The 14,794-nt window shown below is 67.5% G+C and carries 14 protein-coding genes and 2 pseudogenes; 11 read left to right on the forward strand and 5 right to left on the reverse strand.

The genetic code is table 11. From position 1 onward, the window contains the following. The first annotated feature begins 155 nt into the window (after positions 1–155). Together ACFU8Q_RS29260 and ACFU8Q_RS29265 are read left to right on the forward strand one after the other, a co-directional pair. Positions 156–410 (forward strand): DUF6332 family protein, encoded by a 255-nt coding sequence (locus ACFU8Q_RS29260; protein ID WP_384459210.1) that lies wholly within the window; start codon positions 156–158, stop codon positions 408–410. A 37-nt stretch (positions 411–447) separates the two neighbouring features. After that, positions 448–786: pseudogene (locus ACFU8Q_RS29265) on the forward strand (transposase); the annotation flags it as partial. Between the two features lie 64 nt (positions 787–850). On the opposite strand, the gene ACFU8Q_RS29270 reads toward ACFU8Q_RS29265, so the two are convergent. Further along, positions 851–1,093, reverse strand: coding sequence for a hypothetical protein (locus ACFU8Q_RS29270; RefSeq protein ID WP_384459245.1), 243 nt, complete (start codon positions 1,091–1,093; stop codon positions 851–853). A gap of 418 nt (positions 1,094–1,511) precedes the next feature. Between ACFU8Q_RS29270 and ACFU8Q_RS29275 the strand changes: the two genes are divergently transcribed. Beyond that, on the forward strand, positions 1,512–1,886 hold the full coding sequence (locus tag ACFU8Q_RS29275; RefSeq protein WP_384459213.1) for a hypothetical protein: 375 nt from the start codon (positions 1,512–1,514) through the stop codon (positions 1,884–1,886). A gap of 720 nt (positions 1,887–2,606) precedes the next feature. After that, positions 2,607–3,644, forward strand: a complete 1,038-nt coding sequence (locus tag ACFU8Q_RS29280) for a hypothetical protein (protein WP_384459216.1) — start codon at positions 2,607–2,609, stop codon at positions 3,642–3,644. A gap of 72 nt (positions 3,645–3,716) precedes the next feature. On the opposite strand, the gene ACFU8Q_RS29285 is transcribed toward ACFU8Q_RS29280, so the two are convergent. Further along, positions 3,717–5,597 carry a DNA/RNA helicase domain-containing protein gene (locus tag ACFU8Q_RS29285; protein ID WP_384459219.1) on the reverse strand — a complete coding sequence of 627 codons (1,881 nt, stop codon included), beginning with the start codon at positions 5,595–5,597 and terminating at the stop codon, positions 3,717–3,719. A gap of 342 nt (positions 5,598–5,939) precedes the next feature. On the opposite strand from ACFU8Q_RS29285, the gene ACFU8Q_RS29290 reads away from it, so the two are divergent. The 5 genes from ACFU8Q_RS29290 (at position 5,940) to ACFU8Q_RS29310 (ending at position 9,677) form a co-directional block, all read left to right on the forward strand. After that, positions 5,940–6,905 carry a protein NO VEIN domain-containing protein gene (locus ACFU8Q_RS29290; RefSeq protein ID WP_384459222.1) on the forward strand — a complete coding sequence of 322 codons (966 nt, stop codon included), beginning with the start codon at positions 5,940–5,942 and terminating at the stop codon, positions 6,903–6,905. Positions 6,906–7,086: 181 nt separating this feature from the next. Continuing rightward, positions 7,087–7,530 (forward strand): hypothetical protein, encoded by a 444-nt coding sequence (locus ACFU8Q_RS29295; RefSeq protein WP_383064235.1) that lies wholly within the window; start codon positions 7,087–7,089, stop codon positions 7,528–7,530. Positions 7,531–7,662: 132 nt separating this feature from the next. Next, positions 7,663–7,872: a DUF6207 family protein gene (locus ACFU8Q_RS29300; protein WP_384459227.1), complete on the forward strand. Its 210-nt coding sequence runs from the start codon at positions 7,663–7,665 to the stop codon at positions 7,870–7,872. A gap of 835 nt (positions 7,873–8,707) precedes the next feature. Next, complete coding sequence (locus tag ACFU8Q_RS29305; protein WP_384459230.1) at positions 8,708–9,565, forward strand: acyl-CoA thioester hydrolase/BAAT C-terminal domain-containing protein; 858 nt, start codon at positions 8,708–8,710, stop codon at positions 9,563–9,565. Then, complete coding sequence (locus ACFU8Q_RS29310) at positions 9,549–9,677, forward strand: hypothetical protein (RefSeq protein WP_384459233.1); 129 nt, start codon at positions 9,549–9,551, stop codon at positions 9,675–9,677. Before ACFU8Q_RS29305 ends, ACFU8Q_RS29310 begins: the two co-directional genes overlap by 17 nt. Before the next feature lie 326 nt (positions 9,678–10,003). On the opposite strand, the gene ACFU8Q_RS29315 is transcribed toward ACFU8Q_RS29310, so the two are convergent. Next, positions 10,004–10,126, reverse strand: coding sequence for a hypothetical protein (locus tag ACFU8Q_RS29315; RefSeq protein WP_384459236.1), 123 nt, complete (start codon positions 10,124–10,126; stop codon positions 10,004–10,006). 390 nt (positions 10,127–10,516) lie between these two features. Then, on the reverse strand, positions 10,517–11,797 hold the full coding sequence (locus ACFU8Q_RS29320; protein ID WP_384459242.1) for an ATP-binding protein: 1,281 nt from the start codon (positions 11,795–11,797) through the stop codon (positions 10,517–10,519). 248 nt (positions 11,798–12,045) lie between these two features. Between ACFU8Q_RS29320 and ACFU8Q_RS29325 the strand changes: the two genes are divergently transcribed. After that, entirely contained in the window at positions 12,046–12,405 is a 360-nt protein-coding gene (locus ACFU8Q_RS29325) for a hypothetical protein (RefSeq protein ID WP_384459247.1), read from the forward strand. An 83-nt stretch (positions 12,406–12,488) separates the two neighbouring features. Here the strand turns inward: ACFU8Q_RS29325 and ACFU8Q_RS29330 are convergent. Continuing rightward, a pseudogene (locus tag ACFU8Q_RS29330) lies at positions 12,489–12,623 on the reverse strand (DUF6328 family protein); the annotation flags it as partial. A 1,055-nt stretch (positions 12,624–13,678) separates the two neighbouring features. Between ACFU8Q_RS29330 and ACFU8Q_RS29335 the strand changes: the two are divergent. After that, positions 13,679–14,695, forward strand: coding sequence for an LPXTG cell wall anchor domain-containing protein (locus ACFU8Q_RS29335; RefSeq protein WP_384459239.1), 1,017 nt, complete (start codon positions 13,679–13,681; stop codon positions 14,693–14,695). The last annotated feature ends 99 nt before the right edge of the window (positions 14,696–14,794 follow it).

Below are 14,794 nucleotides of genomic sequence, written 5' to 3' on the forward strand. Positions count from 1 at the left end.
CAAGCAGCGAGCCAGGCACCACGACGTCGGCAAGACGGTCAAACGCGCCGAGTCGATCAAGGAACATCAAGCTCACCGACGTTAAACGTCAAGCTGAGAGTCAGGTGCTGTTCGGTCCAGGCGCAATGGCTTGACCGTGATGTGAGACTGGCAGCATGGATATGGGGCGTGAGTCGCGGTGGGAAAAGGACGCAATGACGGTGGAGATCGTTTTGGCTCTGGTGACTGCCGTCGTGCTGGCTGCGGCGGTCTTTGCCGTCGCTCTGGCTCTCGCACTAGCTTTTGGCGTCTCTGGTCCAGCGGGGAAGGGTGCGTTGGTGGGGGGTGCGCTGCTCGGAGCGGCGGCCGGAGTATGGCGTCTGGTGCGGGCGCTGCGTCGGTTCGACGCACAGCGCCGTAAAGGTCACTGACTGCGGGCCTCCTCCTTGGGGTCGGTAGCCTGCCAGCGTGGGGATTGTCCAGCGGCCGGTGCCGGATGAGTTGTGGGAGTTGTTCCAGCGTGTAGTGCCGGAGGCACCCTCGCGGCCTCAGGGTGGCGGTCGGCGTCGGCATGGCGACCGTGAGGTGCTAGCGGCGATCGTGTTCGTGGCAACCTCTGGGTGCACGTGGCAGCAGCTGCCCGCCGCGTCGATCGGGCCGTCCGGGGCTACGGCGCACCGCCGGTTCACTGAGTGGTCGAAGGCCAGAGTATGGGCGAAGCTACATCGTCTGGTCCTCGACGAACTCGGCTCCCGCGGTGAGCTGGACTGGTCGAGGTGCGCGATCGACTCGGTGAACATGCCGGCTGGCGCTGCGCGCGTGGGCGACTTTCGGGAAGCCCCTCGAGCTGGCCTGACAGTCCTGGTGAGGCTCAGACGATGTGGACGCGTTCGGTGTTGCCGTTCTCGTCGCGCAGGAGGACCTCTTTGCCGTCGGCCATCTGCTGGGCGAGGAAAGCGTAGACCTGTACGGCCCGGTTGATGGTGTCGGTCTTGGACAGTCCGGTGATCCTCATGAGTGTGGTGACCGCCTGGGCAGCCACGGGGATGAGAGTGACGGTGAAGCGTTCGTTCTCCGTACGTACGGCGTGAAGCTTGTCCGCTTCTCGGGCCATGTCTCTTAGCCTCCTTCGGGTCGGGCAAGGGTGTCTGCATGGCTCCCTTGCCATCCATCATGACATCTCTGCACCTGAAAGCCACCATATTGGTGCTCAAGTATCTCCGGAAGGGTGCACTCCGGTCCCAGCGGACGAGGGTGATTCACCAATTTGGTGAGAATCCGGTGTTCATCAGGTCTGCTGCCGTGTAGTCTGGGGGTGCGGTAACCGCCGTGCGTGCAGTCGATCAGAAGGGTTCAACATGCCAAGTCCCCTACGCCAGCGGTTAAACGGGATTCCTTGGAGAGCCCGTTACTCGGTCCTCTACGACACGTAGGGGCGAGCAGCTGGCTGGGAGTGACTGATCGAGCTAGGTCACGCGTCGATCGCGGCGCGGGGTTCGATCGGCACAGCGCGCGTGGAGGCCCCAGCCCTAATGATCGACAACACCGCACAGACCCCCCCTCCCGACAATGGCGGCGAGCAGCCGTCGCCGCAGGCCGAGGTACAGATCTGGACGACTCCCGTCGGCCAGGAAGAAGTGCCCAGCAGCGAAGCCCAGGTGACCATCGAGGTCACCAAGGCGAAGTTGAAGGCCGGGATGCGTGTCCCGGGCCGCAACACCGGACAGATGATCAACGCGTCGACCCGCGTTCTGGGAATCATCGGCTCGGTGACCGGCCCCCTCCTCGTGCTGAAGCTGTCCGTGGACCTGCCGATGCCCTGGCAGGGCATCTGGACTCTGGCGCTGGTGATCGGGATCCTGCCCGTGATCCACGTCCTTCTCGGCAACCGCCACGACATGCAGTAGCCCGTAGTGGCGTCACCCTGCTTCTGAATCAGCGCCGGACTTCGGTCCGGCGCTCTTTCGCATCTGATGGTCGTCCGCTGAGCGTCGAGGGTGCTATGAGGCGGGTGGGTGCCCTCGTGCGGTGCCGTTCATTCCTCAGCGCCGTTGTCCGTGCTGGAGCGCACCAGTCCTTCGCCTTCCCTCTACACCCGGCTACGCCTTGTTCCGACCCAGTTGCACGCCCCTGCCGTGATCGTGTTCCTGCTGTGGAGCGTGCCACCGGGTTCGGCTGACTCGCAGGCGTGCGCCGCCGTCAGGAGCCAGTTCCGTCGTTCTGACCGTTTGGTTGGCGTGGGTAGGCGATGCTCGCCAGCAGTGGGTGTCTGACCTGATGGGGGAGTACTGGTGCCGCGATATCTCGACCCTGCCGGGGCCAAGGCAGCGATGATCAGGAAGGGAGTGTGGCCTGTCTCTGTCTGGCCTGGTGTGGGCGAGAGGTGGCTGAGCGTTTGCATGGAGTGCGGGACGTTCGTCACGCCGATCTACCGGAACGTCATGCGGCCCGGGTCCGGTGGCTGTAAGCCGTGCGGCCGGCGGAAGTCGGCGGCGACCAGGCGGACGCCGTACGACGAGGCCGTGAAGGTGATGCGAGCCGCGGGCGTCGAGCCCCTGGAGCTCTTCCCCGGAGTTGACGCGCCCTGGCGCTGCCGCTGTCTGAACGTTTTGTGTCCAGGACTATGGATGGGCGATCCCGCGGACATCCAGCCGCGCCTGACCGATGCACGCAACAGCCGCATCTCCGCCTGCAAGTACTGCGCGCGTCGCGCCATCCGACCGGAACGCGCGGCCCAGCAGATGACCGAGCGCGGGGTAAGACCGCTGGAGCGTTATACGGACGCCTGGCAGCCGTGGCGTTGCGAGTGCCTGACCTGCGGAGCGGGCGACATCACACCGGCCTACGCGAATGTGGTACTCGGCGGCCAGGGCGGGTGCAAGCACTGCGGCGGCCGGGTCAAGGTGCCCGAACGGCAGGCCGTAGCGGAGATGTTTGCGGCTGGAGCGCAGCCTTTGGAGAGCTACCCAGGCGTGAACGAGCGCTGGCGCTCGCGCTGTCTGGCCACGGACTGCCCAGGGCCAACGGACCGGATCATTTACCCACGACTGGGATGGCTACGACGCGGAGCGCAGGCGTGCAAGTGGTGCGCTGGCGTGGTCATCGACGCCCTGACCGCGCACGACATCATGGTCAGCCAGGCGGGATTGCTCCCGCAGGCCCCCTACCCGGGGGTGCGCGTGCCATGGAAGTGCCGGTGCCAGAACTGCCAGAGCACCGTCTACCCCACCCTCGGCAGCGTCACCAGCCGCGGCACCGGCTGCTCGGAGTGCGCGGAGTACGGCTTCCAGCGCGGCAAGGCCGCCTTGCTCTATCTCATGACGCATGAGCGACTGCAGGCCGCCAAAGTCGGCATCTGCAATCTCAACACCGGCCGGATCGAGAAACGCGAACGCCGAGGCTGGGCACGGTATGACGTGCTCCCCTGCAGGACGGGACGCGACGCTGAACTGCTGGAGAAGCAAGTCCTGGCCGAATGGCGCTCGCAGGGCTGGCGACCGGTTCTCGACGGCGGGCAGCGCTACGACGGCTGGACCGAGACGGTCACCCTGCTCTCTGCCACGGCTGACAGGTTGTGGCAGGGCATCCTCGACCTCGAGGCGCTGACCGGGACAACACCGCTTGTCGCACGCGACCAGTCACCCGCCGACTCCGACAAGCGGTAGCGGGTGACGGGGCGGCCCTGTTCTCGAAGAAGCGCCGGACTTTTGTCCGGCGCCTTTTTCGCGTCGGGTGGGTCAGCCGACCGGTGCCGCATTGATGAGCTGGTCGAGGAAGTGCTGCGTGGTGGGGTCGGTGGAGTGGATGCGGGTGGTGTGGGTGCCGCGGGTGAGCAGGACGCGGTAGATGTTGAGGGCGTAGCGCAGGTACTGCTCCGGGGACAGGTCGCGCAGGTCCTTGTCGTGGCTTTGGTCGGGGTGGGCTTCCCAGTGGTCGTTGGTCCAGGTGAGGTCGGGGCCGACGATGACGCCGGAGTGGTGGTACTCGAGGCCTTGGGCGGTGTAGATGCAGCCGATCTGCTGGTGGCCGCCGGTGTGAGTGGCCCAGAGCTGGCTGCGCGGGGCGAGCGGGTTGCCGTCGCTGTCGGTGAGGGTCTCGCGGGCGTTCCACGCCGCTTCCCAGACACGGGTTCCGCCGGTGGGGGAGGGGACGTCGATCTGGATATCGAGGGGGAGCGTGGCGGTGGCGCGACGGTTGCGGGGCCAGGGCCAGCAGAACCCGGCACTGATACGGGCGCTGCGCCCGGCGGCGGTCGCCTGATCGATCCACTCCTGCATCTGGAAGGGGTCATCGCCCAGGCTGAGGCCGTAGCCGGCATGTCCCGCCCAGGGAACCGGTTCGCCGTACAGGAGGGCGTCGACCCAGGCGGTGTAGGCCGCCGAGCCGGCGCAGCGGAACGATCCGGTGAGCTCCAGGTGGTGGTGCACCCGCCCAAGACGCCGGGCGGCCGCGTGGATCTCGTCGACGGTGGTGCCTTCGTCGGGGCGGATGATTTGCCGCTCGTCGAGGAAGATGACGGCCAGCGGAACGTGTTTCACCACTGCGGCCAGGTCCGGCGGCAGCCCATCGGCGCCACCGCGTTTGATGCGCTGCGCCTCGTCGATGACGAGCGCGCCGGCCTGCTGCGCGGTGCTGCGCAGGGAGCCGATACCGGGGAACAGTTCGCGGGCGGCGCTGTGGCCGCGCACGGCGTCCAGGAGGTGGGCGCGCAGGGTCCCGGACGGTGTGACGAAGCGGGGACGCGTCGCGGGGTGGTCGCGCATGAGGCGGCCGAGCAGCCGCACGGCGAGCGCGGTCTTGCCGCTGCCGGGGCCGCCGCTCACGGTGATGACCGCACCGTCCCCCTTGCGCGCCATGGCTTCGCCGCGGGCGGGCAGGTGGCGGGCTGCCGCGGCGCGGATCCGCACGAACGCGTCCTGCTGGTCACCCACCAGAGCGAAGGCGCTGGTGCCCTCCAACTCTGACCCGACATGGTCGAGGAGCCGGCTGGAGGGCTCCCACCGGATGCCCTCGAAAGCGGCCACCTGCGCGGCGTCCGGCGCGGCCAGACCGTCGCTGCGCAACAGGCCGACCAGGTCCTTTGCCGGGGCGGACAGGTCAGCACCGCTCAGGACCGGGATACCGGCGGCCGCGGGAGCGTCAGGACGCAGCACAGCCACCTCTTCCGCACTCGCGTTGTGCAGCACCACCACCGCCCGCACATCCAGCTCCGGCGCCCCCGCAGGCCGCCAGTGCGTGAAGAAGCTCCGGTAGGCGGCGACCTGGAACACCGGATGGGCCGTCACCACCCCGTCGCTGCGCCTGACCCGCTCCGCGTCCAGGACGCGGCAGGTCTGCCACTGCTTCAGCTCGACCACCACCAGGCCCAGCACCCCGTCCGGCCCGGCCCCGACCAGCAGAGCGTCCAGCCGCCGGCTGCCGCCCGGCGTCCCGTACTCCAAGTACACCTGAAGATCCGACAGCCCCGCCCGCCCCAACGCCTCCAGGAGAGGCGGCCAGCTGTTGCGCCAACTGTCCACCTCGGCGTCACCCGGCACCCCGAATCCGGCCGCCGCATACCGGGCCGCGCAGGCCTTAAGGAACGAAGGATCACCGACACGGGCTGCGATCTCACCCACCCGGCCAGCCGCCGCACACGCCACCCTCGCCGCCCCCGCGGCCGCTGCGCCTGGCACGCGGCGTGGGGAGGGGACTGTGAGGTTGTCGGGCTCGGATGCTGTCGCAGTCTGGTCGGACACGTGCTTTCCCCCGGGTTCTACGACACCCCACAGCCACCCCGCACCGCCGGCCGACCGGGCTGGTCCCTGGCCGTGACGTGCTCGGGACGGCGGAGCTGCCGGATTGTCAGTGGCCGTCTTTAAGCTGTGAGTTGTCGTCATCTGCTGGAACCTGACCCGCGCAGGCTACCAAACAAAAAACCCTATCGACGGCTTGATAAGAGCTTGCTTATGATGCCCTGCATGAACAGTTCGATGTTCGTCATGGTCCACGTGGGCCAGAGCACGGAGTCCCAGCGCAACCTCGAGCACGGCATCGAGACGCTCTCCTGGGGCTTCCCGGAGAAGAAGCCCGAATACGAGGACGCCCACCCTCAGTTCGCACTCCTGGCCACCGGCGCCTCGCCGCGGGTCCAGCTCGAGAACTGGCTGCAGGACACCGCCACCCTCTACCTCTTCCAGGTCCGCGGCGGCTTCTACGAAGGCAGGTCCTGGCACTGGCCCGACGAGGAAGCAGAGCAGCGCCTGAAGTACCCCCAGCGCTTCGGCATCGAGCCCTTGGCCAAGCTCGAGAACGTCCCCCTGGGCCCGCAAGGCCCGCTCACCGAGGCCGGCAGCGATGCCCTTCGCCGCTCGGGCACCGACCGGGGCATGGGCAAGCTCGTCCAGATGCCCGCCCAGCGCCTCCTGGAGCTCGCCGGGATTCCCTTCGACCCCGAACAGCCCGAAGACGTTCCCCTGGACAAGTCACCGGGCTTCACGGCCGAGCAGGTCGAGGGCAAGAAGAAGCCCCAGCGCCGCCGCCGCGGCGCCGGCTACATCTCCGACCCCAAGAAGCGCAAAGCCATAGAACTGCACGCCGAGAACCACGCGGTCGCCCACTACGAGAACAAGGGCTGGACGGTCGAGAAGCTGGGCAAGCCCTACGACCTGCGCTGCACCCGCGGCACGGAGGAGCGCCACGTCGAGGTCAAGGGCACGACCGGGGCCCCGACGAGCGTGGAGCTGACCATCAATGAGGTGCTGCATGCCCGGGACAAGGACAACACCGTCGACCTCTACGTTGTCAGCGACATCAAGGTGGACACCCTCACCGACCCGTACACGGCCAGTGAGGGCACGGTCTCGCACTACACCGACTGGGAACCGGCCGAGGAGGACCTGAGGCCCCGTAAGTACGAGTACCGGCTCCCGGACTCAACCGGCTGAGCGTCTGGCTGCAGGGAGGCGGCCCAAGGCTGATGCCCGGTCACCTGTTCTGCGCTCAGGATCCTCTCACCACGACATCTCCCAACAGCCCGCCCGGCACGATCTGGTACGCACCGCCGACGAACTCGGCGCCGCACTCGCCCGGGCCTGGGAGCGGAACGGCCACCCCTCCACCAGAGAGATGGAGAAACGCGCGGACCGCCGCTACGAAGAGACGCGCGCCTCTCTCTCACGCAGTACCGCGGAGAGGATCTCGCGCCGCAAGTCGCTGCCCGGGTCAGAGCGGACACTGCGGGCGTATCTGATCGCATGCGAGGTCCCGGACAAGCAGTTCCCCATGTGGATGCAGGCATGGAGACGCGTACACGAGAGGCGCCTGGCTGCGCGGGAAAAGGGCCGCAGAGCGGCCAGGAGAGCCATACGGAGGCAGGCCCCCGAGGCCAAGGCCCGCATGCGGGAGGCCGGCCTCATCGCGCTCGACAAATTTCCCGGGCCGGTGGCCCCGTGGTCCGCCCGGCACATTCCGTGCAACACGGTCAGCCGGTTCCGACTCCGGTCAGTGCTCCAGGGCACCGCCCACTGCCCCGTCTGCAACGAGCTGGTCACCGCCGAAGAGAGGAAGTGAGAACAGGCGATCGTAGCTGCGACGGCCCGCCGGACGTACTGGGCCGTCGCGCGGAGCTCAGGCTCCCCACTCGGTCGGGTGATGACTCCAGAACGGCGGAACCCGCCCAGCCCGTGCGACGTAATGCCTTACATGGACCCGATCAACGAGGTACACGTGAAGGAGCCGGGGCTGGTCGTCATCGATGTCGCGGCCGCCGACGACGCGACGGCGTTCGCCTTCCAGGCCGCGCTCGCGGAACAGTGGGCGGCGGCGCCAGCAAGCCGCACAACACGGGATGCGGGCCAGCCCGGCGTACGGCTGCGCTTCTACCTGGATATGCGCCAGCCATTCGACGCGTAGGCGGTGAGACCGCGGCTGCTGAGCACGCCGCCTCGGTCTCACCCAACCCCTACGACAGCGGCGCCAGATGCCGTGGCGCCCCCGCACCCACCACACGGCGAGCCCGGCGGCAGCAGCTCCCGCTCCGTAAGAGAGCCCCTTGGCGAACTGATCCGAAACTCAATCGGTTCTATTCGAGGATGCAGGGGTCCTGCGGGTCTCGGCGGCGAGTGGGGCCTGGTCGCGGGCCCGACTGTGTGGCTTTGTTCACGGGTCGTGGGTTCTGGCACACATTCCGTGAGCGATCTTGAGTCCGGGCTTCACCGGACCTCGATGCCGCGTGGTCCTCGCAGCTCACGTAACGCGCGCGCCTACTGCTGGCGAGAGCCAGCGAGATCATTCACGGAATGTGTGCCAGAACCGGGTCGGGTTCTGGCCCACTTGTTGTGGTCGCGTACTCAGCGTGACCGTCAATCTTCATGCGATGGCCGGTGAGGCCGCCCGGCTTGCAGCCGTTGGGGTACTCGGTTCTGGTAGGCCCCGTAGTCCCAGCTCGGACACCAGGGAGCAAGTGACCCACCGGTAGCTTTTAGTAGGTCAGATCTCCCGTTTCTCGTCGTCGTGCGCGTCGTTGCCAGCGCTGCAGGTCCTTGCGGAGCGGTCCGTAAGCGGCGAGCGTGGCGTCGCAGCTCTCGCTGGCGAGGTCTGGCGAGCGCCAACCTTGCGCGGCTGGCTCCCTGTTGTCCTCACGGGTAGCGGGTCAGCGCGGCGTTGCCTGTCACCCGTGCGGGGCATCACGGCCGAATAGGCTGCCCTGGCACACCGAGCAGCTGAAGGCGGACCGCAGGGAGAGCACGTGGAACTGACAGAGCGCGAGCTGACCAATCCGTGGGAAGGCGTTCTGATTACTCCTGTCGCTGGCGCTGACGTCGGCGTTCTGGTCCTGGCGGGCTCCAGCGGACGCATCGAGCGTGAGAGAGCGCGCATCCTCGCCGAGCAGGGCGTTGCGGCCTTGGCGGTCCGCTGGTTCGGCGGGCCCGGACAGTCTCAGGGAATCTGCGAAGTCCCCTTGGAAACCTTCATCGACGCCGTCGATCTCCTCCGCTCCGGCGGCGCGCGCCGCATCGGCATCCTCGGCGTCTCTAAGGGGGCTGAAGCAGCTCTGCTCACCGCAGTGCACGACCCGCGCGTGGACGTGGTGATTGCGCTGTCACCGACCTCGCGGGTCTGGTGCAACGTCGGACCAGGCCACGACGGCGAACGGCTGCCTTATCGATCGTCCTGGACGTGGCGGGAGCAGCCGCTTCCTTTCGTTCCGATGGACGATTCCTGGACGGCCACACAACCGTCAAGCGGTCCGATGGCCATCCGCGGATGGTACGAACTCAGCGAGGAAACCTTCGGCCATCTGGTTCCCCCAGCGGAGATACCCGTGGAGAAGGCCCGGGCTGATCTGCTGCTTGTCGCGGGTGGCGACGACGCGATGTGGCCGTCCCTGCCCTTCGCCGAACAACTGGCACAACGTCGGCGCTCAGCTGGGGCCCAGGTCCGACTGGTCGCCCGCCACGACGCCGGCCACCGACCACGCCTCCCGGGTGAGAGCCCGGCATCGCCATCCCCGCACTTCCAGTACGGAGGCACGCCCGAAGCGGACGCACTCCTGGGCGCGGCTGCATGGCCACACATCCTTGACGCACTTGGCAGCGGAGCCTGAAAGGCTGCCGGCGGATCATCAACTCGACATCGACTTCGTGCCGGTGGTGTCGAATGCGAAGGTCGATGTCGTGCGCGCGTTCCCGATCGACGCCAACGGCAACGCGTTGTAATTCCGGCGCCGGCGTTCGCATCAGGCAAGCCGGTGGAGTACTACGTCGACGGCCTCGGGGACCAACGGAACAGTGGTTGGTGGTAGCGGCGCTGCCGGTTCTCGCAGTTGGTCCCCGAGGCCGAGGACGCGCCGCCGGGAGCGTCCCACCACCGAGAGCGCGATCTATCTAGCAAGATTGACCGCCCTTACCTGCTTAGCGCGTCAACCGGCGGGCCCCCGACAGCAGACGGCCCGCGTTCCCGCTTGCGGAAAAGCGTGCGGGAACGCGGGCTGGCCGGGCTGGTCAGACGCAGAGCGGCGGCAGCGAGGCGGCGTGGAACATCGTCACGAGGCACTCTCCTTGCCGGTCTCTGCGCCAGGGTCCTGGATCTTCAGCCGCCGGAAGTACGCCTCCAGGGCGTCCTCCACGATGCTCTGCGGGTTCAGCCCGGTCTCCTCGACCGCCACGGTCAACTTCCGGGGCCGGGTCCGGGTGCAGGGCCGCCCGATCCCTCCTATGAACGTGGTGGGTTCATGCTGGCGTGGCGGCGGGTGTCTGCGTACAGCTGTGCTCTGACCCCTGATTTCCCGGGATCACGTCGCACGGGCCCGATCCCTCACGCTGCCTTGGCCGGGTAATCGGTCCAGGTGCGGATGGGTGAGTCGGGGGCGAAGTTGGTTTTCGGTTCGGCGCGGGTGTTGTGCCAGCGGATGTAGGCGCGTCTCCTGGAGGAAGTAGCTGCGCTCGCGGGACCTGTAGTAGCCGAGTAGTGGTCGCACCGTTCCGCAGTCGTCGTGCTCGGTCGTGTCCGACTGCGTCATCACGCCACCGCCCGCTCCGGCCGGGAACACCCGACATCACAGGCGCGCGTGCTGCTCGATGTCTTCTCTGAACTTGGTGAGAGCCTGGTCGGTGAGTGTGGGACGGGTGTCGGCGATGGCAGTGAGGTAGTCCGCGGTGCTGGCCGGCGCGCCTTTACGGTCGGTGACTTCGCGTTCGAATGCGGCGTGGGAGCCTTTGCGGGCGGCGAACTCGATGTCGGCAGGTGTGAACATCTCACTGGCCAGCACCAGTCGGTGCAGGTTGATGTCGTCGGCGGCTGGGCCGAGGTAGCGCTGCCAGATCGCCGCCCGGGCTTTCGGATCGGGGGGACCGACCGGAATGACGTAGTCGAACCGGCCGGGGCGCAGAAACGCCGGATCGAGGGAACGGACGGAGTTGGTGGCGCAGATCAGCAGGCGGTCGTCCTTGTCGCGGAAACCGGGGATCAGCTTGAGCAGTTCGTTGGTGACTCCGTGGCCGGGATCGACGACCTGACCGGACCGGACGCCGGCGATCTCCTCGACCTCGTCGATGAACAGCAGGACGGATTCCAGCACTGCCAGATCGGCGAACGTGTCCCGCAGTGAGGCGGCCAGGCCGCCGGCGGCACCCTCTGTGAGCCGGGAGGGAAAGAGTTCCACGAACGGCCAGGCCAGCCGGGAAGCGACGGCCTTGGCGAAACTGGTCTTTCCAGTACCCGGCGGGCCGAAAAGGATGACGGCTTTCGGTGGCGTCACCCCGTACCGGTCGGCCAGCACGGGCTCGGCCAGCGGCAGCACGATCCGCCGCTCAATGGCTTCTTTCTCTCGTTCCATGCCCGCGAGGGCACCCCAGAGCCCCTGCGGCAGCACCCTCCCGCCAAGCTCCGCGAGCAAACCCGCATCACTCGCGCCGAGGTGCTCGACCTTCTCGTAGAAGATCAACCCGTCGCGAGTGCGGTAACCGGAGTTTTCCAGCGCCGTGGTTCCGGTGGTCCCTGGGGCAAGCAGCGCACCGATTCGGCGTACCCCCTGGATGCGCAGACGCCTCTCGATTTCCGCGATCAGGGCGCTCCCGATTCCGCGGTTACGCCACATCCTTGCGAGCGCCACCAGCGTGATCCAGGCCCGCTCACCCTGGGCCTGCGCCACCGCCATGCCCACCAGGTCCGCGCCGACCACCGCAACCACTGCGGTCCCGCCGGTCCGGGCTGCGGCCATGGCCTCAGAGACGGGAAACACGGGAGGCAGGTCGTCGGCCTGCCGGTCCTGATCCCATATCTGGATCACACGGTCCAGATCGTCGTCATGGAAGTCCCGCAATCGCCACGTCGGCATCATCGCCACCTTGTCGGCACGTCGCCACCGCCTCGCCGACGCCCTGGCCGCGGGCCCTCCAGCGGCCACTCCGCTCCTACTCATTCTCCGCGCCGACCAGATGCCCGTCGAACCGGGCGGGCGTCTACCTCTTCCTTGACCCGCCGGTGGAGTCGCGCGTTGGTAGACCTTGAGCGTCTGACGCCGTAGTTGTCGTCCCAGCGACTGGAGAAGGCTGCGGCCACCGTGGTGGATGCGACCATCCCGCTGTGAACCCACCTGACATCCTGTCCTCAGCCGAGAGCGCGTTCATGCGCAACGCGATGGAGATCGACATCCTGCCCGGCGTCCGTGGCGACCTGGAAGAACCATTGGCATCCGGACCCTCCGCGGAGCTGGCCCCCTTCCTTCTGTCTCTCGTCGACAGGGGCTGGATCGAGGTCTGCCGTGTCATTCCCTGGACTGCTCCTGATGGAAGCCCTGGCTTTCAGCCCGGGTCGCCCATCGCGCGGGGAGACCTGCCAGTGCTTCTGGCCGATGATGACAACTGGGAGTACCCCGACAGCGACGAGTGGATCGGCTGCCTGACTCTGACACTGACCGAGGAGGGGCGGCGGATTCCCTCGTGAGGCGGTGGCCTAGGAGGCCGGCAGCAGCCGATCATTCGCCCATGAGACCCGAAATGCAGACGTTCGTCGCCGGAGGCCCGCAAGGCGAAGACGATCTGTACACCGGTCTGTACGACCCTCAGTTCCTGGAGGAGTTCGACCAGGTTGCGGTCGGCCCGCTCCGCAGGCGTCTCCCGGCCACGCGGAGACAGACCACCACCCGGCGGGATATGGGACATGAGGCTCATTGTTCTCTCGCCGCCCGGTCACATCACGCGGCGCACCGCAGGGCGTCTGAACGGGCCAAGCACTTCCGTATGGCGGTCACAGTCCTTGTCCCCCACCGGCAGGGACCTGCACCGCGCGGCCACCGCGGACGAGCTGATCGGCTCCAGGGCTGCACCAGCACCAGCCGCCTCACCGCGAACTCGAGCCATCAGCAGGCCAATGAGGGAAGACGGCACGCCGCCAGGATCGGGGCGTGACGGCGAACAGGAGGCAGCCACCTGCCCCGGCAAGCACGGTCCCAGCACCGACGACACAGGCGCGGCTCAGCCAGACGTGACCGTGATCGCCGGTCCAAGCGCCGAGTACGGCCGAGCCGAGGAAGAGCACCGTGGCGACGAGGCCGGCCAGGGCAGAGAGATGACGCCGAACCACGCGGCGAGCATCGCACGTGCGCGCGATGCTTTGTCCACATGGTGTGCCTGCGCGCACGCAGAAGGTGGCGTCTCGCGAAGATTGCGCACCATGTGCTGACCGAGACGCAGAGTGGTCTGGTCGCTCGCTGACTTCAGAGCGGGCCGGCGAGTACCCGGAAGACTCTGCTCGCACAGGCGGCTCTTGCCGCAGCGGAGACGGCGGCTTCCGGGATCCACTCGTGGTTGCTTGCTCCCGGCAATGAGAGAGGGCCATTCGTGTGCCCCTTGGGGCATGTTCTGCGGATGTCGGGTGTGAATGAATGTCCGTCGTGAAGATCACGTACCTGTGTGCCGATGGCGCCGTCGTCACGCTGTGCGAGGAATCGGTGTCTACGGCTGTGATCACAGGGTCACGTCGTCCGACCGCCGTCGGCCTCACGAGTGTGACGCCCGCGCCCGCGCAGTCACACGGACAACGGACCCAAGGGGAACGTGCCGGAGATCACATCTGGCTCGGCTCGTCGGTGCACAACCTCACGTGATCTTCGCCAGTCGTCATCGTTGGCCTCGCCCGTGCCCCCACTGTCTCCGCGCGGATGGCCGTCCCAGCCTTGTGCCGCCCCCGCCGGCACCTGAACTCTGCAAAGGTCCCCATGAAGCTCCGTAGAGCCATGGCTGTCGCCGCGGCGACAGCTGTCCTCGCCCCTGTCACGCTCCTGTCCGCGACGGCAGCCGTCGCGACCTCCGACCCCGTCCCTGAATCGTCCGAGAGCGCCCCCGCTCCGGAGGAGTCCGAGACCTCTCCGGCCCCCTCTGCGACCGAGAGCGCGACCGCGCCGACGAAGGACGAGACCCCTCCCGCTCCCGAAGCGTCCGAGTCGTCCCCTGCTCCCCAGACGTCCGAGACGTCTCCAACTCCCGAGAAGAGCACCACGGCTCCGGCCCCTTCCGCGACCGCGACCTCCCCGGTGGACATATGCAACGGGGAGGAGGAGCCGACGCTCGACAAGAACCTGCGCACCACCCTGTCTGGCCTGCCTTCCAAGGTTGTCGCCGGCAGCGGGTTCCACAACTTCAAGCTGAACGTCGTCAACAAGGGCGACAACGCCTACAAGCGTGTCGACCTCGGGGTTTTCGCCGCCCAGGTCGACACCGACACGTGGGAGGAGACCACCGGTCACCTCACCCTGCAGTTCAAGAACCCTGACACGGGCCAGTGGACCGACATCTCGCTCGACGAGAACGACGAGGGCGCCGGCTACCTGGGCTACACCGACGTCCGCGCCAAGGAGTCGCTCTCCATCGACATGCGCCTGAGCGTCGACAAGCGCGCCCCTGATGGCTTCGGCTTCGCCATCACCATCGGCGTCTACGCCGACGACAAGGGCAACTGCGTCTTCGCCGACAACCAGGCGTTCTACGAGTTCGACATCCTCGCCGCCGGCACCAAACCGGGCAACGTCAACGAGGCCGAACCCCAGGAAGGCGGCAAGAAGCCACTCCCGGCCAAGCCGGCGGGTGACACCGAGATCAACCCAGTGGGCACCCTCGCCCAGACCGGCTCCGACTCCAACCTCCCCGTCATCGCGACCATCGGCGGAATCGCCGTCGTCGCCGGAGCCGGCGTCGTCTTCGCCCTCAAGCGCCGCCGCCCGACCACGGCCGCCTGACATAGAGGCATCGGCCCCTCCAACGTGTGACTTGTCCCAGACAGGCAGTTCGAGCGAACGCTGCTCAACCGAACCGCGTGGCGCTGTGCCCTCCGGCCA

It is taken from the genome of Streptomyces sp. NPDC057543 (assembly GCF_042801895.1).
GTDB lineage: Bacteria > Actinomycetota > Actinomycetes > Streptomycetales > Streptomycetaceae > Streptomyces.